This is a genomic window from Pararhodospirillum photometricum DSM 122, from assembly GCF_000284415.1.
In the GTDB taxonomy this organism is placed as follows: Bacteria; Pseudomonadota; Alphaproteobacteria; order Rhodospirillales; family Rhodospirillaceae; genus Pararhodospirillum; species Pararhodospirillum photometricum.
The window spans coordinates 827,024-850,412 of sequence record NC_017059.1; the positions used below are offsets into that span (position 1 = coordinate 827,024).

The window sequence follows — 23,389 nt, forward strand, 5'->3', positions numbered from 1 at the left end:
CACCATGAGGGGCTAGCATTCTACTGCGTCTATGGATTATTAGTTATTTTTGGACTTTCTCTGACGCCAAGGGGGCATGCCATGTCCGCTGTTGTGCCAAGAACTGACCATGAGCCTGGCCGCTGGTGGATTTGCCCGGCTTTCCTGGCTGTTGCGGCCTTTCTTGTGGTGATTCCTCTCACGGTTTTTCCCGACCCCGGGGCCAAGGCGGTGGCCGTGGTGTATCCGCCCTGGACCTCCGCCACCGAGGCGTTTAGCGCCGCCGCCGCCGCCGGGGCGCGGATTGTCCGGCAAGGCGCCCTTCCCAGTGTCCTTGTCGTGGTTCCCGAGCGCTCGGATTACGCCCTGCGCGCCCTGGCGTCGGGCGCGTGGGTCCTTCTTGATCCCCGGGTGGTCGGTGGCTGTGGCGTGCCCACACCCGTTTCCACCGTGGGCTTGTCGTCCTCCTCCGGTGCCGGAGAGCGCTCATGAGTGTATCTTCTTCCCCCTCTTCCTTCTCGCCCCCTTCCGCCGAAGGCGGCATGTCCCCCGACCTCATCGCCATCCGCCGGGTGGCCAGTCGGTTTTTTATCGGGCTGACCTGGGTGTTCGCCGCCGTCCTCCCCGGCCTTGCGGTTTATCTCGACAAGTCGCTGATCGGGGCGCTGGGGATCGGGGTGGGCTTCGCGATCGTGGCGACCGGGCTCTGGCTCAAGGATGCGGTGGGCCGACGAACCCGCACCACGATCGCCACCGTTCTCACGGCCCAGTGGATGGTCCTGCTCTACACGCTGGGAGGGACCCCCGACGGGTTCATCCTTGATGGCCACATGGTCTTTTTTGTCTTGAACGCTCAACTGCTGGCCTATTTTTGCTGGCGGAGCATTCTGATCGTCAATCTCATGGCCACCGTCCACCACGTTATCCTGTCGCTTGGGTTCCCGCTTTTGGTGTGGCCCAGCGACAGCTTTGTCCTGGGCCACTTTCTCATCCATGCCGCCTATGTCGTCTTGGTGGGCGGGCCGTTGCTGTGGCTCTCGGTGCGGCTTTACCGTTTGTTCAACGACTCGCACGCCGCCATTCAACACGCCCAGGCCGCCAGCGCCGAGGCTTCCCGCCTCGCCCGGCTTGACGAAGCCAAAACAGCCGAGGCCGAAGCCCAGCGGATGCGCGACACCCGCACCTTGGCCGATGGGTTCCAGAACAAGGTGGGAAGCGTCATCACCACCGTCACCCGCTCGACCCAGGATCTGGGCGGTGCCTCGCAAACCCTCTCGAATGCCGTGGCCGGAGCCCGCGAGCGTGTCACCGTCGTCGCCGCCGCCTTTGAAGAATTGTCCTCAAGCGTGCGCACCGTCTCCGACACCGTCGAGACCTTGAGCGCGTCGTTGGGCGACATCGACCAACAGGTCAATCGCTCCTCCGGGATCGCCTCCGAGGCCGTGGCCTCGGTCAAGGAAACCAACGACAAGGTGCGCGGGTTGGCGGAAGCGTCGCAAAAAATCGGCGAGGTCATCGGCCTGATCAACGATATCGCCTCGCAAACCAACCTCCTGGCCCTCAACGCCACCATTGAGGCGGCCCGGGCCGGCGACGCCGGCAAAGGGTTCGCTGTGGTCGCCAACGAGGTGAAGTCCCTGGCCACCCAGACCGCGCGGGCCACCGACGAAATCGGCTCTCAGATCCGGGGCGTCCAAAGCGCGACCCAGGAGGCAGTGACCGCCATCGGCCGGATCGGCGCCACCATTCGCGAAATGGACGGCATTACCGGGCGCGTCGCCACCGCCGTTCAGACCCAAGGTGCCGCAACACGGGAAATTGCGGGAACGCTGCGCCAAACCGCCGCCGCCGCCCGGGAGGTGTCGGAAAATATGGTGGGGATTGAAACGGCCGTCCAGCAGGCCGCCGCCATGTCGCGTACCGTGGCCGACGCCGGCGCGACCTTGGGGATGGAAGCGGGGACGCTTCAAAAACAGGTGGGGGATTTCCTGGAGGAAGTTCGCAAGGGGTAGAGAAGGCCGGGGAGGCACACCTCCCCGGACCCCTCGGTCTTTTTAGGCCTGCTCTTCTTGCTCCGGCCAGATGAAGGAGGCAATAACCCCCGCGGCCAGAGTCCCCAAAACAATCAACAGGCTGACCATCGGGCTGATGTGCAGGAAGTCCCACCCAAAGGCGTGTTCGCCGGCCTGAAGCGTCAGCTTGAAGGCGATGAAGAACAACAAGGCGATCACCGCCTTTTCCAGGTGCACCAGATAGCGGGTCAGGGCCGCCAGCACGAAGTAGAGCGAGCGCAGACCAAGAACGGCAAAAATCATCGCCGCGTAGACCAGGAGGGGTTCCTGGGTCACGGCAATCACCGCCGGCACCGAGTCGAAGGCAAACATGACGTCGGAGGTCTCGATGGCCATCAAGCACAAAAAGGCCGGGGTGGCATAAAGAGCCGCCTTGGCCGGTAGCTTGATCGCCGGGTTGGCCTGGACCAGGGCCTCGGCCGTCTTGTGCGGCACAAAGAAATGCTCGCCATTCAGACGGGGAAACACCGGCATGACCTTTTGGGTCAGCCGCACCGACCAATGGTCGGAGTAGTCGTGGACGTCCTCCTCGGCATCCTTGGCGGTCAGCATCTTCCAGCCGGTCCACGCCACGATGGCGGCAAACACGAAACCCACCCACGGCGCGAGCATGTACAAGCTGGAGCCCACACCGACAAACGCCGCCCGAAAGACCAAGGCGCCGATGATGCCCCAGTACAAAATGCGGTGCTGCAAGGCGCCCCGGATGCCAAACGAGGCAAAGATCGCCATAAACACCATCAGGTTATCGACCGACAGCGCCTTTTCCAGGGCGTAGCCGGCGAGATAGAGGTCAGCCCATTGCTTTTCAAAGCGCAGCCACAGGTAGCCGTAAAAAGTCAGCGCCAAAGCAACCCAGAACAAGGACCACAGCCCGGCATCGCGCAGGGTGATCTCCTTGGCGTGGCGATGGGCAAAGAGATCCATGAAAACGGAAAACGCGATCGCAACGAAGAAGATGATCACGGTTTCCAGAGGAAAACCAAAGTGAGCCATGGATGTTCCCGGCTAGAGTGAGTTTTTATCCCCCAAGGATCGAGGGGTCTGGGGAGGCTCGCCTCCCCAGCCTTTCCTCTTCCTGAGGGACCACCCGTCTCTCAGGTTCCCCTTGAGGAAAAGAGCCTACACCAAAACCCCCGGTCCCAGGCGGGACCGAGGGCAGCGGAACGCACAAAAACAAACGCGAGTTTACAACCCAAAGTCCGACGGTGTCAGGCCCAATTCGGAGCACATCCGCCGTACCACGGCCTGCTCGGGCGCGCTGAAGTCGCCATCGGCGGCACCAATGGCACAGCACACGCGCACGATCAACTGCGCCTGGGGCTTGCCCTTGAACTTGCCGATGACCTGCATCACCTCGCCGGTGCCGATCGTGGGATCGAAATCAAACTTTTCGACGTAAGACTGAAACAGCTTGATGATATCGCCCTGCTCGAAGAACTTCAGTTGGTCTGAAGTCTTCATGTAACCCATCATCTTCTGCTTTTCTTCCGGCGTGATGTTGCCGTCGGCATACGCCACCAGAACACAGCCGGCCACCACCGCCTCAAGGAAATCCTTGGACTTAAACTTGGTGATCTCGGCATTCATGGTGTCGCGCGCTTCGGTAACGTTGCGCTTCAACCAATCGGTAAACGACATCTCTTCATCCTTCTTCTTGCGATCCGGCCTATTTCGATCCGGCGACCCAGCGCAGACCCCAGCCATAGGCCATGTCCAGCTCCCGGTGATCGCGGAAGTACCGCTCTTCCTTGGTCAGCTTGAGCCGCCCGCCGTCGTTTTCCAGCATGGCAATCGCGCACAGGCCCTGGTTCGCCTCGGGACTGTCCAGGCGCACCTCAATATCGGGATGCCCGGCCATGCGCACCATGGCCACGCCATCAGCCGCCGCCCAGTTGGGAACTCCCTCGTAAATAAAGGCGTAGATGAGGATACGGCGCAGACGCGGCAGATGGTCGCCGTTGACGGTCATGTTCTCCCCCTCGGGCCGATCGCCGGTGCGATCGTCGCCCGCATGGCGAACATAGGGCGGCTCGTCATAGGCGCCAAGGGTGCCGCCCAACGCTTGAACGCACCCCTTGTTTCCGTCGGCAGCCTCCCACAGGCAGCCCAGATCCAGGTCGATGCCACGATTGCCGCCGAACAGACCGCCCAACAGACCGCCCGAGCGCTTGGCCTCGCCCCGCGACCAGTTGAGATTGATACGGATCTCGCCGAAGCCCCGCTCTTGCTTTTTTTCCAGGGAAATCGACTGGCCGCGCTTTTCCAAGGTCACCTTGCTCAGGGACACCGGGCGGGCGGGGGGGAGGGGCGGGGGGAGGGGGAGGAGGAGCGGCAGGGGGCGGCGAGGGAGGCGCCGCGTCCTCGGCCACATCCACGCCATACTGACGCGCCAGCGGCGCCAAACCGCCGACAAAGCCCTGGCCCACGGCGCGGATCTTCCACGCCCCGGCCCGCCGGTACAGGCGCACCAAGGTAATGGCCGTCTCGGTCATGCCGGCCGCGGGCAGGGCAAAGCGGGCGATCTCGCTGTTGTCGGCGGCATTGAGCAAGCGCGCCCGCAGCCCCGTCAACTGGCCAAAGGATTGCCGCCGCGCCTGACCTTCGTGGATGGTCAGGCAGATATCAATCGACGCGACCTCCGGCGCCACGCTGGCCGGGGTGATGACAAAGGCCTGTCGATCCCCCGCATCCCCGGTGGTCGCCGTGGGAAGAAAGCGCACGGCGCCCCCCGGAGCGGTCTGGGCGCCGTAGAACACAAAGTGTTCATCCGACGGCACCGTCCCCGCCTCGGTGACCAAAAAGGCCGAGGCATCGATGTCCATGCCGGCCGGGGCCTGCGGCATCCAGCCCACCGCCAAAATCAGGCCCGGCAGGTCAGGAACCGAAGCGTTGGCTCCGGGGGTCAAGGTTATGACACTCATCCGTGCGCTCTCCTCCCCAATGGCGCGGTTACAGCGCGGCCTGAATGGCCGGCATCATGTCGTGGAAGGTGCGACCCGTGGTCTTTTCCCCGATCGCATGGACCTTCCATTCGCCGTTATGGCGATAGAGCTTGGCCATCACCAACCCGGTGTGGGACCCGGCTTCGCTCAGGGTAAAGCGGGCCAGTTCCTGCCCGCTCTGGTCATCGACCACCCGACAGGTCGCGTTGGCGATCTTGTCGAAGGTCTGCCCCCGGAACGAATTGACGGTGAACACCAGCGCCTTGACCTCTGCGGGCAGGGCGGCCAAGTCCACCTTGATGACCTCGTCGTCGCCGTCGCCCTCGCCGGTGCGGTTGTCGCCCGTGTGGACAATGGCGCCGTTTAGGCCCTTGAGCTGGCGAAACCAGATTTGATCCACAAGAGCGCCCGCGTCGTCGAACACCAGACAGGACGCGTCCAGATCAATCTCCTCGCCGCCGCCCCCAAAGAGGCCGCCCAGGAAACCGCCTTTCTTGGCCACGTCCCAGCCCAGACCCATGAACAGACGCTGCAAGGCGGCGCCGTCCTTGGACAGGCTGATCTTCTGACCCTTGCTCAGGGACACGCTCATGTGGGCTTCTCCTTAGCCGAGGTTCACGCCGAAATTCTGCGCCAGGGGGCCGAGACCGCCGGCAAAGCCCTGACCCACCGCCTTGAACTTCCACTCCTCGCCGTGGCGATAGAGTTCGCCGAAGATCATCGCCGTTTCGGTCGAGGCATCCTCGGAGAGATCGTAGCGGGTGATTTCCGCGCCGTTGGCCTTGTTGAGCACGCGGATATAGGCGTTGCTCACCTGACCGAAGTTCTGCTTGCGCGCTTCGGCGTCGTGGATGGTGACGCTAAAGGCCACCTTCTGCACATCGGCCGCGACCTTGGCCAGGTCGATGAACACCACTTCGTCGTCGCCCGCGCCCTCGCCGGTGCGGTTGTCGCCCTTGTGCACCACCGAGCCATCGGCCGTGCTCTTGTTGTTGTAAAAAATGAAATCCGCGTCGGACCGCACCTTGCCGGCGGCGGACAGCAGGAAGACCGAGGCGTCCAGGTCGAAATCGGTGCCATCGGTGGCGCGCAGATCCCAGCCCAGACCCACGTCGATCGCGGTCAGACCCGGCGCTTCCTTGCTCAACGAGACGTTCCCGCCCTTGGACAGCGAAACAGCCATGCGTCACTCCTTCCTTGAAGAGGCTTCTTGCGGCACAGTGCCGTCAGGAAAGCCATGCTAAAACCACGAGGCAAAAAACTGGTCCGCCCCGATCAACCGGGATGATCAACAGCAAGTATTTCCCTGTCAACCCCAAATTGATTAATCTCTTGTAACAGTGTTTTTTGATACAATGCCTATCGATGCTCTTGCCCGATGAAAGATCCGCGCATGAAAGTCTGGTTCAATAAGGGACTCTCCAATACCTACGATGCCCTGTGTCAGATCCGGGCTCAGGATCGTGAGAGCCGCTTTCGCCTCCGCACCACCGTGCCCTCCCTGCCCTCGGCCTTGTCCACCATCGCCGACGAAATCGATCTGGAACCCCGCGACCTCCCCGACGACGCCTATGCCGCGTGGTGCTTGGAGCAATGCCGGATCCATGACGTGAAGGTCTTTCTGCCCCAACATCGCCGCACGGTCCTCGCAGCCGCCCGCGACCAGTTCGTGGCCCAGGGCGTTGCCTTGTCGGTGATGGGGCCCCCCGCCCTCATGGCGCTCGCCGAACACAAGGACCGCCTCTACGACGCCCTCGCCGGGAGCGACATTGCCTTGCCTCCCTACCGCCGCTTTTGCACCCTTGAGGAGTTTGATGCCGCCTGGGAAGCCCTCAGCCCCCAGATCGAACGCCTGTGCGTCAAGCCCTGCGTCGGCGTATACGGCGCGGGGTTTCGTCGGCTGGAAACGAACGACAAGGAATTCTCCCGACTCGTCTCAGGGGGTACCGACCGTTTGGGCCTGACCGCTTTTCGCCAGGCGCTGGCCGACTCTGCACAAAAACGACCCATGCTGCTCATGGCCTATTTGCCCGGTGTTGAACGCAGTGTGGATGTCCTTGCTCATGACGGGGAGATGGTGCGGGCTGTCGCCCGAGTCAAGATGGGCTCTTACCAAAACCTGGAAGTCGAAGGACCCTCGTTGGTCATGGCGGAAAAACTTTGCCGTCGCTTTGGTCTCAACGGACTGTTCAACATTCAGACCAAAGAAGGGGAGGGCCTCCCCTTTTTGCTGGAGATCAATAGTCGGATGTCGGGCGGTCTTCTTTATAGCTGTCAGTCCGGGGTCGCTTTTCCTTACTGGGCGGTCCGTCTTGCGGCTGGGGATGTCGATCCTCAGGAGATCCCGTGGCCGAAGGGGGGGATACGGGTGGCGCCGACGCAAGGGTGTTGTGTGGTTTAAAAAAAAGAAGCAAGGCTGGGGAGGCGGGCCTCCCCAGACCCCTCATTTTTGGGCGGCTTCGGCCAGGGCGGCCTCCAGGGCTTCTCCGGCGGCGCCGGCCGAGCGGGTGAAGCGGGCTAGCCGGTCGTAGAGGACTGGGGTCAGGAACAAGGTCAGCAGGGAGGCGATGCCCAGCCCGCCGATGATCACCACCCCAATGGCCTCCCGGCTTTCCGCCCCCGCTCCCGACGACACCGCCAGCGGCACCGCACCCAGCACCGTGCACACCACCGTCATCAAAATGGGCCGCAGCCGCAACGCCGCTCCCTCGAGGATGGCCTCGCGCACCGAGAGGCCTTCGTCACGAAGCTGGTTGGCGAATTCAACGATCAAGATGCCGTTCTTGGCCATCAGACCGATTAACAAAATAATGCCGATTTGGCTGTAGACATTCAAGGAGTTGTCCGAGACCCACAGCGAGAACAATGCCCCCGATACCGCGAGCGGCACCGAGAGGAGAATAATGAATGGATGAATAAAGCTCTCGAACTGGGCGGCCAACACCAGATAGACGATCAGCAGGGCCATCAGGAAGGTGGTCATCACTCCCCCGGAGGTCTCCAGGAACTCCTTGGATTGGCCGGCATACGACAAGGTTGCCTCGGGGGGCAAAACCTCCAGAGCCGCCGCCCGAAGGTCGTTGATCGCCGAGCCGATGTCGTAGCCCGGCACCAGAGCCGCCGACAAGGTGATGGCCGGCATGCGCCCATAGCGGTTGAGTTCGGGCGCGCTGGTCGTCTCGGTCAGGCTCACCAGGGCGTCCAAGGGTACCAGGGCCTCGCCCCGGCCCACCCGCACAAAGGTATGAGACAGATCGGCCGGCGTGCTGCGATCCTCGGCCCTCGCCTGGACGATTACCTCGTATTCCCGGCCCCGATCGACAAAGCGCGTAACCTCGCGGCTGGCCATCATGGTTTGCAGGGTCTGGCCCACCGTCTCGACGCCAATGCCCAGATCATCGGCCCGGTCGCGGTCGATGCTCACCGAAATCTGCGGTTGGTTGGGCTCGTAGTCCAGTTCGGGATTGATCAGGCGGGGGTTCTCCTGGGCGCGGCGCAGCAGGGCATCGGCCCAGCACTTGACCTGCTCGAAGTCAGGTCCTCCCACCACCACCTGCAAAGGCGTGCGGCTGCCCCGCAGGCCCAGGCCAGCCGGCAGTTGCGGCGTCGCCAGGGCCCCGGTCATTTGCCCCAGATCGCGCCTGATCTGCTGGGTCACTGCCATCGCGCTTTGCTCGCGCTCGCTCCAGTCCTTGAGCCGCACCACCACGGTGCCCCGGTTGGGCCGGCGCCCGGCCCCGATGATCGCCATCACGCTTTCTGCCACCCCGCTTTCCATCAGGGGGGCCACGGCCGTTTCAATCCGGGCGACTTGCGCATCGGTGTAGGCGGTGTTGGAGCCCTGCGGCGCCGTCAGCGCGACAAAAAACACCCCGCGATCCTCGGCCGGGGTCAGCTCACGCGGCAAGGCTTCGTACAGCGCCCACGACGACCCGGCACACAAGGCCCCGACCACCAGCACCACCAGCGGCATGTTAAGGGCCACCGTCAGGGCCCGCCGATAGCCCGCCGTGAGGCCGCTCAAGACCCGGTTGACGGCGCGCGCCAGCCGGCCCTCGTGGCTAGCGTCGCTCAACACCCCGGCCGCCAGCGGCGGGCAAAACACCAGGGCCACCACCATGGACAACGCCACCGAGCACGCCATAACCACCCCGAACTCGGTGAACAGGCGCCCCACCGCCCCCCCACTGAACGACAGCGGCACAAACACCGCAATCAGGGTCAAGGTGGTGGCAATCACCGCAAACGTCACCTGCCGGGTGCCCAGAGCCGCCGCCGCCAGCGGGCTTTCGCCGTGTTCAATCCGCCGCTGGATGTTCTCCAACACCACAATGGCGTCATCGACCACAATGCCAATGGCCAGGATCAGCGCCAGCAAGGTGAGGATGTTGATGGAAAATCCCAGCAGCCAGATGCCGGCAAAGCTGCCGATCAAGGCCACGGGAATGGTCACGCTGGGGACCAAGGTCGCGCGCACCGAGCCCAAAAAGGCAAAGTTGACCAGCACCACGATGACCACGGCAATCACCAAGGTCAGCACCACCTCATGGATCGAGCGGTTGATAAAGATCGCCTCATCCGAATTGACCGTCAGGCTCGTCCCCTCGGGCAAGATCGCGCCGATCCTCTCCACCTCGGCCCGCACCCGCTCGGAGATCGCCACCGTGTTGGCCGTGGACTGGCGCAAAATCCCCAGGCCAATCGCCGCCTTGCCCGCCGAGCGTACCGCCGTGTCGTCGCTTTCCACCCCCAGCTCCACCTGGGCCACGTCGCGCAGGCGAACCGGATAGCCTTCCACCACCCGGATGACGATGGCCGCAAACTGCTCGGGCGAGCGCAGCAGGGTTTCGGTGCGCACCGTGAACAGGCGGCTGGCACTCTCCAAATCACCGGCCGGCAGTTCGACGTTGTTGCGACGCAAGGCGCTTTCCACGTCCTGCACCGTCAGGGCGCGGGCCGCCAGGGCACGGCGGTCGAGCCAGATCCGCATGGCCTGGCGCCGCTCGCCATACAAATCCACCTCCGCCACCCCCTCCAGGGTGGACAAGCGATCAACGATGAAGCGATCGGCGATGTCGTTCAACTGCAAGGGCGACAGGGAGGCGCTGGTCAAACTCAGGCGCATCACCGGGTCGGAATCCGTGTCGCTCTTGGCAATGCGCGGCTCGTCGGCATCTTCCGGCAGGTCGCCGCGCACCCGGGCCACCACATCGCGCACGTCGTTGACCGCCGCGTCGATGTCCACCCCGGGCTCGAACTCGATCACCGTGCGGCCCAGACCGCGCCGGCTTTGCGAGGTCAGGGTGCGCACCCCCGACACCCCGGCCACCGCGCTCTCGACCACCTCGGTGACATCGGTATCGACGATCTCGGGCGCCGCGCCGGTATACTCGGTGGTCACGGTCACAATGGCCGCGTCCACATCGGGCAGTTCGCGCAGCGGCAGCCGCCCCATGGCCGCCACCCCCAGCAAGACAATCAACAAACACACCACCGTCGCGAAGACGGGGCGCCGGAGAAAAAACGTGCTGAAATCCATGGGGTCTCTCCCGGGATGACGGTGACTTGAGGGCTGCCGCCCTCAAACTCCTGCCTGGAGGCGGACGCCTCCAGACCTCCCCTTTTTTCATTAGCGCAGGCGCACCGCACTGCCGTCGCGCAGGCGCTGAAGGCCCTGGGCCACCACCGTGTCGCCGGCGCTCAAGCCCTCGACGATCTCGACCGTCTCGGCGCGGCGCAAGCCTAGGCGCACCGAGCGCCGCCGGACCCGGTCGCCGTCGAGCACATACACCGCGCCGCCACCGGCCTCGGCGATCACCGCCCCTTCCGGCACCATCAGGGCCTCGCGCGCCGCGACCTCCACCGAGACATTGACCGAAAGCCCAGCCGGCAGCAGCCGCTCGGGGTTGGGCAGCGAAGCCCGCACGCGAAATGCCCGCGAGGTCTCGCCCACGCGGGTGTCGATGTGCATCACGGTGCCGGCAAAGACCCGGCCGGGAAACGCCGGGGTGGTGGCCTCCACCCGCTGGTCGACGCGCAGCAGGCCATAGTGCCGCTCGGGCACGGCGAAGGTGATTTCGACCACCGACAGGTCATCCAAGGTGGTCAGCAGATCCCCGGCCGACACCCGCGCCCCTTCATCCAGTTCGCGAAATCCCACCACCCCGGCAAACGGGGCCCGGATCACCCGCTCGGCCAACGCCTTGCGGGCCCGTTCCACCCCGGCTTGGGCGGCTTGCGCCCGGGCTTGGGCGTCGTCGAGGGAGACTTGGGCCAGGGCCTGGGTGGCACGCAGTCGCCGCGCCCGATCCAAGGCCTGGGTGGCCTGGACCACGGTGGCCTCGGCTTCCCGAAGGTCGGCCCGCTCTGTCTCGTCATCAAGCCGGGCCAACACCGCCCCGGCCGCCACCGCTGCCCCGGGAGAAAAGGCCACCTCGACCAGCCGGCCGCTGCCCAGGGGCCGAATGTCGATGGCCGCCTGGGCCCGCGTTGTCCCCACCGCCTCGATCAGATCCTGAACCGGCTGGCGGGCGACGCTAACCACTTGAACCAGCGGCGCGCCCGGGGCCTTGGATCCCCCTGGTGGCGCCGCCGGCCCGACCGTGTTCCACCCCACCATCCCCCCACCCACGGCCGCAACCATCAGCAAGGACAACAGAACCTGACCCATCCGTGTCATGAACCGCAGTATCCCTTTTCGGCAAGAGAGAGCCTTCAGGGTCCCCGTCGCCCGACCAAGGGTCAAGTTACAAGCGGGTTAGCCCCCCCAAAGAGACCGAGGGGCCTGGGGAGGCCGCGCCTCCCCAGCCTTATCCTTTTTTCTTACCGAAACGTCGGCGGTCCCGCCGGACACGCCGGACCATCCTCGACCGGCGCCACGCGATCGCCACCCCCCAACGTCTTCTGATAATGGAAGACATCGAGCCAGCGCCCGAACTTCCAGGCCACCGCGCGCCAGTGCGCGACTTGCTCGAACCCCTGGCGGGCATGAAACGACAGCGAGGCCCGGTTCTCGGCGTCGGCAATGACCGCGATCATCTGGCGAAACCCCGCCGCCTCGGCCGCCGCGAACAACTCGGCCATCAAGGCCGCGCCGACGCCGCCGCGCGTCTCTCCCTGGGCCAGATAAATGGTGTTCTCTACCGTGGGCCGATAGGCCGGTCGCTTGTGGGCCGGGCCGGCATAGGCATAGCCGATCACCCGGCCGTCGCGCTCGGCGGCAAGGACCGGGTAGCCCTGGTCCAGCATCGGCGCCAGACGCCCGCGCATTTCCTCGACCGTGGGCGGCACGTTTTCCAAGGTCGCCGTGCTCTCCAGCACATACGGGGCATAGATGGCTTGAAACGCGGCCGCATCCGCCAACGAGGCCGCCCGGATTACCGTCATTCGGGCTCTTTTCCTGTGACACAAGAGGGGGGGAGAGGGGTGGAGGAACAAGGCGAGGCCACGACCAGGACCGTTTCAAGGCCACAGCGCGGCAACAACGCCCGCAGGGCCTCGACCGGCAAAGCCACACAGCCCGCCGTGGGGGTTCCTTCGGGCGCGGCAACGTGCATGAAAATCGCCGAGCCCGCCCCGGGAACCACGGGGTCGTCGTTGTGACCGATCACCACCACCAAATCGTACAGGCCATCCTCGCGCCACATCGTCTCGGCGCTTGCCGGAAAGGGAAGGCGCACCGGCTGGTTATACGCCGGATGGGCCGGATCGTCACACCAGCCCAAGCCCGGATCCAGGGCCACCACCGGCAAGGCCGTGGCCGGCGGCGCCTCGCGATCGGGCCGGTAATACACCCGGCGCAGCGCGTAGCGCCCCACCGGGGTGGCCCCGTCGCCCTCGTGCTTGTCCTCGCGCACGCCCCCACGCCCCAGGCGGCAGGACATCACAACGTCGCCCGCGTGCAGGGTGCCCGGGGCTTCCACCACAATCTCGTTCAGTTGCATCTTTGCGTCCCGGGTTGATCAGGCGTCGGTGGCTGGCTTGGTCCGATCGCTCAAATCGCGGGCCTTCTGGTACTTTTCCAGATTTTTCATCATCCGCCCCACGTACCAGCCCTGATCCCCCGACGTGGCCAGGGGCTCGTCCTTGCCGGTGGTGGCGGCGGCGGGCGTGGCACTCGGCATCCCCGTCGCCGCCGGGGTCGAGGTCGGAGCGGGGGCGCTCACCAAAGCCGGGTTGAGCGACGGCGCCGGCACGGAGGTTACCCCGCCAACTAGCTAATCGGACGCGGGCCGATCTTGGAGCGAACTTCCTTCCCCGAAGGGCGTATACCGGGTATTAGTCCCTCGTTTCCAAGGGACTTATTCCCGTACTCCCAAGGTACGTTCCCACGTGTTACTCACCCGTGCGCCACTCATCCCGAAGGATGCGTTCGACTTGCATGTGTTAGGCCTGCCGCCAGCGTTCGTCCTGAGCCAGGATCAAACTCTCAAGTTAACCTCGAAAGCCGAGCCTTTTCTCAATCACTTATACTTGGCCATAAGAACTTCAAAGGTATCGAACGAGTCGATATTCTTTTCGTCTTACTCAAGATGAGCGGTTGAGGAAGATCTCTCTTCCGACAGCCCCGGTTCCCCGAGAGCCGCCCGCCCATCTCTTTCGATCGCGTTTTCTTTTACAATGTCAAACAGCAGACCGGCGAACCGGCAATATTGACTAACCACTTAGTTTCGACTACCGTCACATCGTCCGATGCTTCGTTCGTCGTCACCAAGGCGGCGGTTTTTACTAGCACCGCCCCATCGTGTCAACCGCTTTTTTCAGGGCCGCCACACCGGCCAAAACCAGCAAGGCGCCCCGGGCGGTCAACCCGGAAGGCAAGGAAACTACTCCCCGCCCCGTTCCAGCGTCAAGGCCTTTTTCCCGGATCCGTTTAGCTGTTGTTTCCAAAAGGAAAAAAGCCGCTACACCACCCGAGGAGCCTGCCCCCGAACCCCCTCGGCGCCGTTGTCGGTGCGTCGAGAGGGCGGGTTATAGAGGTCTCCCCCGGCTACTGCAAGCAAAAAAAACTGAGGGGGCAGCCTCGCCTCAAGACCGCCTCTCCAACTCAACGTCGCTTATCATCTCCTGAAGCTCCTTGAGAAAATGTATCGACGATTCAATATCAAGATCAAAAAAACGCTCCCGAAGCCTTTCAACAAAGATAGAAGCTGACGTCTCTGCCAAATCGACCATCAATGAATTAATTATTTCTTCTGCGGCATAGTCTCCTGCCATGACCAACGGGAAAAGCCTCTCGATTTTATCCCGCACGACAACAGGGTCTGAAAGTTTCTCACCTTTATACAGGAAGAGAACCGGCTCACTCCGGTGGAGAATATCAATAACATGCACAAGTTCTCGCGTTACCCCTGCCAGGATCACCCCGACATCGCGTGTATCTTCGGCTTGGGCCGCTTGAGCTAAAGCCTGAGCTTGGCTGGAGAGAGCTTCGGCGCCAATATAGGCTGCACTGGATGCTAGCCCGTGGGCACAGCGGGCAACTTCGCTAAAGTGGCCCTGGGCAAAAAACAAAGCGAGCCGATCCGCAATATCATTATTTTGACGGGGAAACTCGTGCATCACCCGCCTTAGGCGATCGACCTGTCCCCCGGTTAATTCCAAAGCCCGCTCCACGTTCAACCCTGGCACAACAAACGGCACAGAGGCTGGCACGCCCCCAAGAGATCCCACCCCCCCCGTTCCTTCTTTGATGGAAGGAGATATCCAACGCCGTATCATCGCCACCAGCGTGTCGGGATCGACCGGTTTACTCAAATGATCATTCATTCCCACGGCGAAGCACCGGTCGCGGTCACTTTGTAACGCGTGGGCCGTCATGGCAAAAATCAACAAGTCCCGCGTGAGGGGGGCGACGCGCAGGCGCCTTGTAACCTCCAAACCATCGACATCGGGCATCTGAATATCCATAAGGACAACGTCTGGGAGCAGCTCCCTTGCTTTATGCCACCCCATCTCTCCGCCGCTGGCGCCCTCGACATGAGCACCGGCGTCGATCAGAACTTCTGTTAAAACTTGAAGGTTGAGGGGATTGTCCTCAACAATCAAAATCCTTACCCCTTCCAGGCAGCGACGCAGCGCGACCGGCCGAGTTGAAGAGACGCCCTCCCCCTCCTCTCCCAATACCAGACGAACCGCATGCGCAAGGCGCGGCGCCGTCACAGGCTTCGTCAGCAGCGCGACCCGGGCCTCGTGGGTGAGGTCGTGCGGCGCCATCTCGTGCTCCAAGGGGACCAAGAAGATGCACGCCGCTGTACCGGCCTGAGGCACCGCATGCAGGCGCCGCATCATGGAGCCCCCCTGCCCCGGGTCCGCATCGATCACCATCAGAGCCACGTCCCGTCCTTTTTCGAGGGCGGTAACAGCTTCTGCTTCCGTAGCCACGCCCAGGGGAAAGAAACGCAAGGCGGCAAGATAGTTTTCGACAGCGCGCCGACGTGTCTCGTTCTTGATAAGAATCAGGACCGCCTGCCCTCTTGCTGGGATCTGATCGTCCTGGAACTCTGGGGTGTCCACAAGGGAATCAAAAGAGAGCTCGACGGTAAACACGCTGCCGCCCCCGAAAACTGAGTCCACAGAGAGGGTGCCTCCCATGAGGGTGACCAAGGAGCGGACGATGGCCAAGCCGAGGCCGGTGCCACCGTAGCGGCGGGTAATAGAACTGTCACCTTGATGGAATGGCTTGAAAAGTTTATCGTGCTGGTCGCTAGTCATGCCGATTCCTGTATCACGTATCGCAAAAGACAGGGTGATCCCTCCCCTTTCTTCTTTGATACCTTTTACAGAGATAGCGACCTCCACTTCTCCCTGCTGGGTAAATTTAATTCCATTATTTACAAGATTAATTAAAATCTGCCCCAGGCGTAGCGGATCCCCGATCAGGTGACGCGGCACGTCAGCGTCCACCGCCACCACCAGATCAAGCCCCTTCTGTTCCGCCGCCAATCCCACCACGGTGACGACCGTATCGACAACGGCATCCAAATCGAACGGGATGGACTCCACACTCATTTGCCGCGCTTCGATCTTTGAAAAATCAAGAATGTCATTTAAAATAATCATAAGAATTTTTGCCGCCCCCAGAGCTTTGTTCAAATAATCACGCTGGCCATCGGACAGAGAGGTCTTGAGAGTGAGACTGGTCATACCGATAACCGCATTCATGGGAGTCCGAATTTCATGACTCATGTTGGCCAGAAACTCGCTTTTCGCTAACGTAGCGGCCTCAGCCTCCTCGCGGGCCCAGCGGACTCTCTTTGCGTTTTCGCGGAAAACCTCCAACGCCTTGGCCATATGACCGATCTCGTCACGATGCCCGAGGGCTGGGATGGGAAAATCCAAAGCCCCCCCCGCCAGGGCTTGCATGGCGTGGGTCATCCGCCGGATCGGGCGGGTCACAGATCCCCCGATCAACCACGTCAAGCCCACTGCCACGATCAAAGCCAGCACGGCTGCATTGATTGCAAGGCGTTGCAAGGCCGCGATCCGTTCGCCTTGCGCCGTGGTGGCCTCGTCGCGGGCGCGGGCAAGGGTTTGTTTCACGCCCCGGATCACCGTATCCAGGATATCTGTGGTCTGCCCCAGTTCAGCTTCAGCCCGCTGCTTCGCCACAAAGGCTTCAAAAACGGCATCCCCAGCCAACCGGTAAGCGGGCGTACTGATCGAGAGTGCTGTTAAAAACCGGTCAACTCTGGGCAAACCCGTAGGGCGCATGCTTCCGAGGGCCGCCATAAAGCGGTCCATTTCGTCGCGTGCGCTCTCGGCGTCATTGGGCTGGACCGTCATGATGTAGCGAGACAGAGCCGCCCGGCTGTTTTGAAACAACGCTTCAAGGTGAGCGTAGGACCGCACCATCGACGGATCGCCTTCCCGGAAGCCGGCCTCGGTTAAGGCCCGGGTCAGGGTTGCCAGCGGCGCCCCTTTGGCCAGAACATCGTCGATGGCCCGACTTTGCCGCTCGGTGGCATATGCGGCTCGTTCCAAGGCGCGGGCATAGCGGGCTAACCCCTCGCGCAAAACCGATGATTGTTCTCCCAACACGGAAACGCCAGCGACTTCAGCGACGGCAGCGTCAAGAGCGCTCCCGGTTTCCAGGGAGGCTTCTCGCGCTGCTGCCACGTCGGCCATATCACGCGAACGCAAAAAAACCCGCGCCGAGCGGTTCATGCGATCAATCCGTGTGGCAATGCGCCCGGCCACGGCCTCGGCCGTCGCAGCCTGGGTGACCAGTTGGGTCGTGCGCTCGATCTCGACCAGATGGTGCCAGGACAACACGGACAGACCGGCCATGAAAACCACGAGGACAAAAAAGCCCCCCAGGGTCCGTGCCGTTATGCCAAAAAAAGAAAAAAGTCGATCAACCGAATCCACGTCCCCTCCTGATTTTCATCATAGGGTTATCCGGGCCCTTTGATCTTCACGGTTCATCCGCCGCTGCACGCAGCCGGCGCAGGAGATCTGCCCCAAATCGGGCCTCCCATTCTGGCTCCAGGGGTGCCAAGGCAACCCGAAAGGTATCGTGATCAACGTTTTCTATCAGCTCCATTCCCTCTTGCCGGAAACCTTCCAAAACAGCGGCCTCTCCCTCCTCCAGCCGGGCATCAATGCTTCGAGCCGCCGTTCGCGCGGCGGAGGTCAGGGCCTCCTGTTCCTGGGGCGACAACGCCCTGAAAGCCTCTGCGTTCATGACCAGGATCTGGGGGTTTTGGCTGATGGTTGTCAGCGACAGGTACTTTTGCACACGCGAAAAGTCCTGGCCGGCCAGCGACAGAAGGGGGTTTTCCTGGCCATCGATCCGTCCATCGTCGAGGGCGCCGTAGACCGCGGGCCAAGCCATGGGCACCACCTGGGCTCCAAGGGCGGCATAGGTCAGGTTGTAAATCGGATTGGGAATAATCCGCACCCGCAGCCCCCTGACATCTTCGGCGCGACGCACCGGACGGCGGGCATTGGTCAGGCGGTTAAATCCGCGCACGACAAAACTCAGCAGGACCAGCCCCTCCCGCCCCACGGCCTGCCCGACCCCCTCCCCCAGAGGCCCATGGAAGACCTTGGCCGCATGACGCATGTCCCGAAACAAGAACGGAACCAGGAGCACCCCAAGCTCTGGGACATGGGAAGAGATGGCTGGCACAGTGACCACCGCCAGATCGATCGCCCCCAGGCTAACGGCGCGCCACAGGTCCAGGTCATCCCCCATGGTCCCACCGCCATGCTCTTCGAGGGTGACTTGGCGCGTGGCTGGGTGGCCCTTGAGGGTGTCGCCAAGGACCTGGGTCAAAAGATGCTGCGGACTACGGCTGCCCCCCATATGCCCAAGAATCAAGGTGCGATCTTGGGGAGGCTGTGCCCGGGCCGGCATGTCCTGTCCCATGAGGGAAAGCGTCACGGACCCCCCCCCAACCAAAGTCAGAGCCTTCATAAGGCGTCCCATGGTGTCCTTTCCGTTGTCAGGGGGTCTCGCGGATCAGGTGAAGAATGTCGCGACCGAACCGTCGCTCCCATTCTCCTTCCAGCGGGGCCAGGGCGTGAGCGAAGGCTTGTCGGTCCACCGTCACGACGTCCATCCCGTTCGCTTTGAAGGTTGCGAGGATCGCCGCGTCGCGCATTTCCTGGTTTTCGCGCGAGTGCTGGCCCGCTGTCCGAGCGGCAGCAAGCAAGGCCGCCCGTTTTGCTCCCGACAAGCCAGAAAACAACTCTGAATTAATTAAAATAACCCCTTGAGACCGGACGTGGCCGGTGAGGGACACCACGGACTGGACCTCGTTCAGGTGAAACGCGGAAAGGGTCAGCACGGCATTGTCATGCCCCTCCACCCAACCATCCCGTAAGGCGGTATAGAGGCTTCCCCAATTCAGAGTGACCACCTCGGCTCCCAGACTGCGAAACATGGTCTCGAACACGGGCGTGGGCACAATGCGTAACGTCAGCCCCTTCAGGTCGGACGGCTCGCGCACGGGGCGATGCCGGGTGGTGATATGCCGCAGGCCTTGTTCGAAAAAGCCCAGCACCACCACCCCTTGGTCGCGCAGTCGGGCCGCCAGAAGTTCGCCCACCGGCCCGTCGAGCACCCGCCCGGCGTGGCCGGCGTCACGAAACAGATAGGGGATATCCAAGATCCCGAGTTCGGGAACAAACGGGACAAGGCCGGAGGTTGTTTGAACCGCGAGATCCATGGCCCCCAGGCGAACCGCCTGCCAAAGATCGCCCTCGTTCCCAAGGGCCGTGGTGCAGCGATCCTCCAAGGTCAAGGCGTCCGATAACCGCAAGGCGACATCGGCGATGAAGGAATGAACAACCCGATGCAAGGCGCTGTCGCCCTGCCCCAGACAGCCGACTCCCAGAGTCTCCAGGCGGCTCTCCTCGCGCGCCAAACCCACGCCTCCTCCAAGAAGCACCACAATGACCGCCAAAACGGCACAGTGCTTCATGATGGTTGGCCTCCCTGGCTGTGCATGCCCAGGGGAAAGGATACACCCTTTTTTCCAAGCACGCGCTAGCCGCGTGGGGTCATACCGCGAAAATCACGGCAGACGATTAAACCCCCCCGTCAGATTGCTCCAGTGACGGCGAATGCTGTCTTGAAGTTTGTGAGCCTTCAGCCGTAGCCGCAGGCGATGGTCCCGATCGGCCCGCCAGGGGTCCACCCGCGGGGCCTGGATGTCCGAGGGCAGGCTGCCTGGTTCGATCAAGGGGGCGGGCGAGACCGCGAACAACCGCATCCCGTTCTCCCAGTAGCGATCCAAGGAGATATCGATCTGCATCACCAGAGGCGAGCACGCCGCCAGGGCTTTTTCCATCCCTACCCGATCGAGCAAATACCCCTGGGTCCCACAGGTGGCGTGCAGGGGGCGAATCAGGGAATGCGTCGGGGTGAGAGAACACACCACGCGGTGACGGCGGTGGCGCAGCCCATAAAATTTCACCATATCCACCCCAGGCGGCAGGGCCAGACAGGCTTTGAGAACGTCGGGGAACTCGGGCACCACGGTGACATCGTCTTCCAGGATGCAGACCTTCTCGAGTCCTGATTTCCAGGCTGCCTCGATACAGCCAAGGTGGCTCAAGGCACAGGCGATCTCATTGGGGGTAAGGTCGTGGCCAAAGCGCCGACGTCGTTCGTGTTGGTCATACCGGGGAGCGTGAGCCGGATCGAGTGTGGCCCCGTCCACCGCCTCCCAAATCTGGGCCTCCAGGCCAACCTCGGCCAAAGAGCCCAAGATGCGTTCGCGCCGCTGCGTGGAGCGGGCCAGATTAATGACAAATAGGCCGAAGGTCATGGTGGACACCCTCTGATGGCTTTCCTGGCGCGGGGCCATAGCCCGGACCGGGCGGTGGCGTCAATCGGCGGCCCCTGGTCTGACGGCGGTCATCCCCCTTGAACCGGGGCGGGGGGTAGGCGACAGTGCGGGATCGCCTTCCCCCAGGCCCTGCTGGAGTGCGCCATGGAACCCAAGGACACAACCCTTAACGAGGCTTACAAGGGTTTTACGAATTCAAACTGTCCTTTTTTGCCATGCCACCAGGGGATCAAGCGCGAGTTCAATTGTTTGTTTTGCTATTGCCCGCTCATCGCCTACGAGTGTCCGGGCCCCTATGAGCTGTATACCGATCGTAACGGACTGGTGCGCAAGAATTGTACCGCCTGCACCCTCCCCCACGATGGCTACCATGCCTCCTGGAACTTCATTCAGAAGTGGCTGGCAAAACCGGTTCCCTGGGCCGGTCACCCCCAAACCCGCCGGCGGCGTTGACTTGACGCGGCCCGGGGGCAACAACGATATCCCCCTGGGGACGCCTCCCCAGCTTCACCCGCCCCTTATGGGGCCTACGGATGGGATGACGGAATGACGCCACCCCGCAGGGCCGTTCCGCTGCCCTCTTGGGCACGACGTGCCGTGGTTGCGGCGATCGGCTTGGTCTTGATCGTTCTTGGGCTGACCCGGCTACTCGCCCCCCTGGCCGATCTGAGCATCGAAAAAACCGTTGTCGATCAGACGCCGGTCACCATTTTCCGACCTGCGGCGGGTCCTTCGGGGCCGGCGGTCGTGATCGCTCATGGCTTTGCTGGATCCCAGCAATTGATGGACAGCTTTGCCATTGCCCTTGCGCGCAACGGCTACGTCGCGGTGACGTTCGATGCCCTGGGTCATGGTCGCGACCCGGAGCCGTTGAGCGGCGACCTCGCCCTCATTGATGGGGCCACGGTCTACCTGTTGAATCAATTGCATCAGGTCGCCCAGTATGCCCTCACCTTGGTGCCTGACCAGCCCCGCTTGGCGGTTTTGGGCCACTCCATGGCCTCGGACATCGTGGTCCGCTACGCCAACGAGGATCCGGCGGTGGCGGCGACCATCGCCGTTTCCATGTTCTCTCCCGCCGTGACCGAAACCTCTCCTGCCAACCTGCTGGTCCTCGTGGGCGGGCTGGAGTCCGACCTTGTGAAAGGCGAGGCCCTGCGCGCGGTTGCGATGGTCGCGGGTCTCGCCGCCCCCCAGCCGGCGGTGACCTATGGCAACCGCGATAAAGGGACCGCCCGACGCTACGCCATTGCCCCGGGGGTCGAGCATATTGGGGTGCTGTTCAGCCGGGCCGCGTCGGCCGAAGCGGTTGCTTGGCTCAACGACGTGTTCCACCGGGGCGAGGCGCGTCCGGCCCCGGCCCGCCTCCCGTGGATTGGGCTCTTGCTGGGCGGCGTTCTCCTGCTGGCGTGGCCGCTGGCTTCCCTTCTTCCCAAAGTCGCCCCGCCGCCCAGCGGGCCCGCCCTGGCGTGGCGCCATTTTCTCCCGGTAGCGCTGGGACCGGCGGTCCTCACCCCGCTTATTCTACGCCCTCTGCCGACCGACTTTCTGCCCACTCTGGTCGGCGACTATCTGATTGTTCATTGCGCCGTGTATGGCCTGCTGACTGCTGGTGGCCTTTGGTGGCTCCATCACACCCACGGGTGGATCCCGCCCGGCTGGCCGCGTCTTGACCGGGCGGGCTGGATCCGCCTGGGCGTGGGGGGAAGCCTCGTGTGCGCTTATACCCTGCTGGCCTTCGGGGGACCGGTTGACACGTTTGTCACCGCGGTTGCTCCCAGCGCCTCGCGCCTGCCCCTGATCCCGATTGCCCTGGTGGGCACCGGGCTTTACTTCCTCGCCGATGAAACCCTGGTCCGCGGCCCCCGGCGCCACACAGGCCGGTCCATCCTCACGCGCGTTTTGTTCCTGTTCTCGCTGGGACTCGCCATTGCCCTCGATTTCGAGTCTTTGTTCTTTCTGATCATTCTGGTCCCGGCCTTGGCAGTGATGCTGATCGTCTTTGGCCTGTTCGGACGCTGGACTTGGCAACGCACCGGCCATGTGGCGGGAGGGGCCGGGGCTCTGGCCGTGGCGTTCGCCCTGGCCATCGCCGCGATCTTTCCTGTGGTGGGGGATTAGGAGACGCAGGCGGGGCGCTTGTTTCGGGGGACACGGGGCGCGCGGTAGCCCCCCGCGTCCTTCGAACAGACACGCCCTTCCCTACAACAGCTCCAGCAAGCAGGCCACCAGGGGATGGCGGACTACATCGTGTTGGGTCAACCGCACAACCCCCACCTCGTCCAGGGCCTGCAAGCGCTGGGCGACCTCGGCCAGACCGGAAAGGCCGGGCAGGAGATCGGTCTGATCCGGGTCACCGGTGATCACCATGCGCGAATGCCAGCCAAGCCGGGTCAGGACCATCTTGATTTGGGCATAGGTGCAGTTTTGGGCTTCATCAACGACGATAAAGCTTCGATTGAGGGTACGCCCGCGCATGTAGGCGAGCGGGGCGATTTCCAAGGTGCCGTCGCCCAGCAAGGTACGCAGTCGCTTGCCGCCCAGGCGATCGGCCAGGGCGTCGTAGAGCGGGCGCAGGTAGGGCAGAAGCTTGTCTTCCAAGGTCCCGGGCAGGTAGCCCAGGCTTTCGCCGGCCTCGACGGCAGGGCGCGAGAGCACCAACCGATCGACCGAGCCTTCCTCCAGGGCTTCCACCGCCCGAGCAATGGCCAAATAGGTTTTGCCCGTCCCGGCCGGTCCCAAGGCCAGGGTCAGGGGAAAGCGCTCCATGGCTTCCAGCAATCGGCGCTGGTTCTCGTTATGGGGACGCACCGTGCGGCGAAAACTCTGGTCGCGGCGCTCCTCCTCCCCGCGCAAGGGATCCCACAGGCCGAGGGGATGCACGGGCGCGGTGGCATCGTCGCCGGAGTCGGGCCGGAAAGGAACGGCGCGGGAGCGTTTGGCCATAACGACCTCTCTGACATTACCGAAAACGAGGCAGGGTATCAGCGAACACGACGCAAGCGCCCCGGCCAAGCGAGGGACGGCCTCTTGCACGCCCACCCTAGCAGATCTCCGCCCCGTCCCTCGCATGATAATTGTGCGACCGCACCAT

Annotated in this window: 20 protein-coding genes and 1 other annotated feature; of the genes, 5 read left to right on the forward strand and 15 right to left on the reverse strand. The window is 63.2% G+C overall.

Annotation, left to right across the window (positions count from 1 at the left end):
• The first annotated feature begins 81 nt into the window (after positions 1-81).
• Together RSPPHO_RS17505 and RSPPHO_RS20420 are read left to right on the forward strand one after the other, a co-directional pair.
• Positions 82-471, forward strand: a complete 390-nt coding sequence (locus RSPPHO_RS17505) for a hypothetical protein (RefSeq protein ID WP_014413918.1) — start codon at positions 82-84, stop codon at positions 469-471.
• A complete protein-coding gene (locus tag RSPPHO_RS20420) occupies positions 468-1,991 on the forward strand; it encodes a methyl-accepting chemotaxis protein (protein WP_014413919.1) in 1,524 nt (507 codons plus the stop codon). The genes RSPPHO_RS17505 and RSPPHO_RS20420 overlap by 4 nt, the downstream gene beginning before the upstream one ends.
• 42 nt (positions 1,992-2,033) lie before the next feature.
• Here the strand turns inward: RSPPHO_RS20420 and RSPPHO_RS03600 are convergent, their stop codons facing one another.
• The 6 genes from RSPPHO_RS03600 to RSPPHO_RS03625 all read right to left on the reverse strand — a co-directional run bounded on the left by RSPPHO_RS03600 (position 2,034) and on the right by RSPPHO_RS03625 (position 6,179).
• Complete coding sequence (locus RSPPHO_RS03600; RefSeq protein ID WP_014413920.1) at positions 2,034-3,047, reverse strand: TerC/Alx family metal homeostasis membrane protein; 1,014 nt, start codon at positions 3,045-3,047, stop codon at positions 2,034-2,036.
• A 192-nt stretch (positions 3,048-3,239) separates the two neighbouring features.
• A complete protein-coding gene (locus RSPPHO_RS03605; protein ID WP_041794016.1) occupies positions 3,240-3,692 on the reverse strand; it encodes a tellurite resistance TerB family protein in 453 nt (150 codons plus the stop codon).
• Between the two features lie 28 nt (positions 3,693-3,720).
• On the reverse strand, positions 3,721-4,113 hold the full coding sequence (locus RSPPHO_RS20850; RefSeq protein WP_242390563.1) for a hypothetical protein: 393 nt from the start codon (positions 4,111-4,113) through the stop codon (positions 3,721-3,723).
• Entirely contained in the window at positions 4,088-4,975 is an 888-nt protein-coding gene (locus RSPPHO_RS17510; RefSeq protein WP_242390564.1) for a TerD family protein, read from the reverse strand. The genes RSPPHO_RS20850 and RSPPHO_RS17510 overlap by 26 nt, the downstream gene beginning before the upstream one ends.
• 28 nt (positions 4,976-5,003) lie before the next feature.
• Complete coding sequence (locus tag RSPPHO_RS03620) at positions 5,004-5,588, reverse strand: TerD family protein (protein WP_014413923.1); 585 nt, start codon at positions 5,586-5,588, stop codon at positions 5,004-5,006.
• Between the two features lie 12 nt (positions 5,589-5,600).
• Positions 5,601-6,179: a TerD family protein gene (locus RSPPHO_RS03625; RefSeq protein ID WP_014413924.1), complete on the reverse strand. Its 579-nt coding sequence runs from the start codon at positions 6,177-6,179 to the stop codon at positions 5,601-5,603.
• Positions 6,180-6,389: 210 nt separating this feature from the next.
• Here RSPPHO_RS03625 and RSPPHO_RS03630 point away from each other — a divergent pair, with 210 nt between their 5' ends.
• Positions 6,390-7,397 (forward strand): ATP-grasp domain-containing protein, encoded by a 1,008-nt coding sequence (locus RSPPHO_RS03630; RefSeq protein ID WP_041794018.1) that lies wholly within the window; start codon positions 6,390-6,392, stop codon positions 7,395-7,397.
• 42 nt (positions 7,398-7,439) lie between these two features.
• Here the strand turns inward: RSPPHO_RS03630 and RSPPHO_RS03635 are convergent, their stop codons facing one another.
• The 8 genes from RSPPHO_RS03635 to RSPPHO_RS03675 all read right to left on the reverse strand — a co-directional run bounded on the left by RSPPHO_RS03635 (position 7,440) and on the right by RSPPHO_RS03675 (position 20,274).
• A complete protein-coding gene (locus RSPPHO_RS03635; RefSeq protein ID WP_014413926.1) occupies positions 7,440-10,535 on the reverse strand; it encodes an efflux RND transporter permease subunit in 3,096 nt (1,031 codons plus the stop codon).
• A 90-nt stretch (positions 10,536-10,625) separates the two neighbouring features.
• Positions 10,626-11,675 (reverse strand): efflux RND transporter periplasmic adaptor subunit, encoded by a 1,050-nt coding sequence (locus tag RSPPHO_RS03640; RefSeq protein ID WP_041794021.1) that lies wholly within the window; start codon positions 11,673-11,675, stop codon positions 10,626-10,628.
• A gap of 143 nt (positions 11,676-11,818) precedes the next feature.
• Entirely contained in the window at positions 11,819-12,382 is a 564-nt protein-coding gene (locus RSPPHO_RS03645) for a GNAT family N-acetyltransferase (RefSeq protein WP_041794023.1), read from the reverse strand.
• Positions 12,379-12,939, reverse strand: coding sequence for a L,D-transpeptidase family protein (locus RSPPHO_RS03650; RefSeq protein ID WP_014413929.1), 561 nt, complete (start codon positions 12,937-12,939; stop codon positions 12,379-12,381). Before RSPPHO_RS03650 ends, RSPPHO_RS03645 begins: the two co-directional genes overlap by 4 nt.
• Positions 12,940-13,102: 163 nt before the next feature.
• Positions 13,103-13,392 (reverse strand) — a sequence feature (16S ribosomal RNA rRNA prediction is too short).
• Between the two features lie 631 nt (positions 13,393-14,023).
• The gene (locus RSPPHO_RS17515) at positions 14,024-17,365 is read right to left on the reverse strand and encodes a response regulator (RefSeq protein WP_051013616.1); all 3,342 of its coding nucleotides are present in this window, start codon (positions 17,363-17,365) and stop codon (positions 14,024-14,026) included.
• Between the two features lie 46 nt (positions 17,366-17,411).
• Complete coding sequence (locus tag RSPPHO_RS03665) at positions 17,412-18,383, reverse strand: TRAP transporter substrate-binding protein (protein ID WP_157879070.1); 972 nt, start codon at positions 18,381-18,383, stop codon at positions 17,412-17,414.
• 61 nt (positions 18,384-18,444) lie between these two features.
• On the reverse strand, positions 18,445-19,425 hold the full coding sequence (locus tag RSPPHO_RS03670) for a TRAP transporter substrate-binding protein (RefSeq protein ID WP_014413933.1): 981 nt from the start codon (positions 19,423-19,425) through the stop codon (positions 18,445-18,447).
• A 93-nt stretch (positions 19,426-19,518) separates the two neighbouring features.
• Positions 19,519-20,274, reverse strand: coding sequence for a glycosyltransferase family 25 protein (locus RSPPHO_RS03675; RefSeq protein WP_157879071.1), 756 nt, complete (start codon positions 20,272-20,274; stop codon positions 19,519-19,521).
• Positions 20,275-20,439: 165 nt separating this feature from the next.
• Here RSPPHO_RS03675 and RSPPHO_RS03680 point away from each other — a divergent pair, with 165 nt between their 5' ends.
• Positions 20,440-20,748, forward strand: a complete 309-nt coding sequence (locus RSPPHO_RS03680; protein WP_014413935.1) for a cysteine-rich small domain-containing protein — start codon at positions 20,440-20,442, stop codon at positions 20,746-20,748.
• 93 nt (positions 20,749-20,841) lie between these two features.
• Entirely contained in the window at positions 20,842-22,416 is a 1,575-nt protein-coding gene (locus RSPPHO_RS03685) for an alpha/beta hydrolase (protein WP_014413936.1), read from the forward strand.
• 81 nt (positions 22,417-22,497) lie between these two features.
• Here RSPPHO_RS03685 and RSPPHO_RS03690 read toward each other — a convergent pair whose 3' ends face one another.
• Entirely contained in the window at positions 22,498-23,241 is a 744-nt protein-coding gene (locus RSPPHO_RS03690) for a PhoH family protein (protein ID WP_041794029.1), read from the reverse strand.
• Between the last annotated feature and the right edge of the window lie 148 nt (positions 23,242-23,389).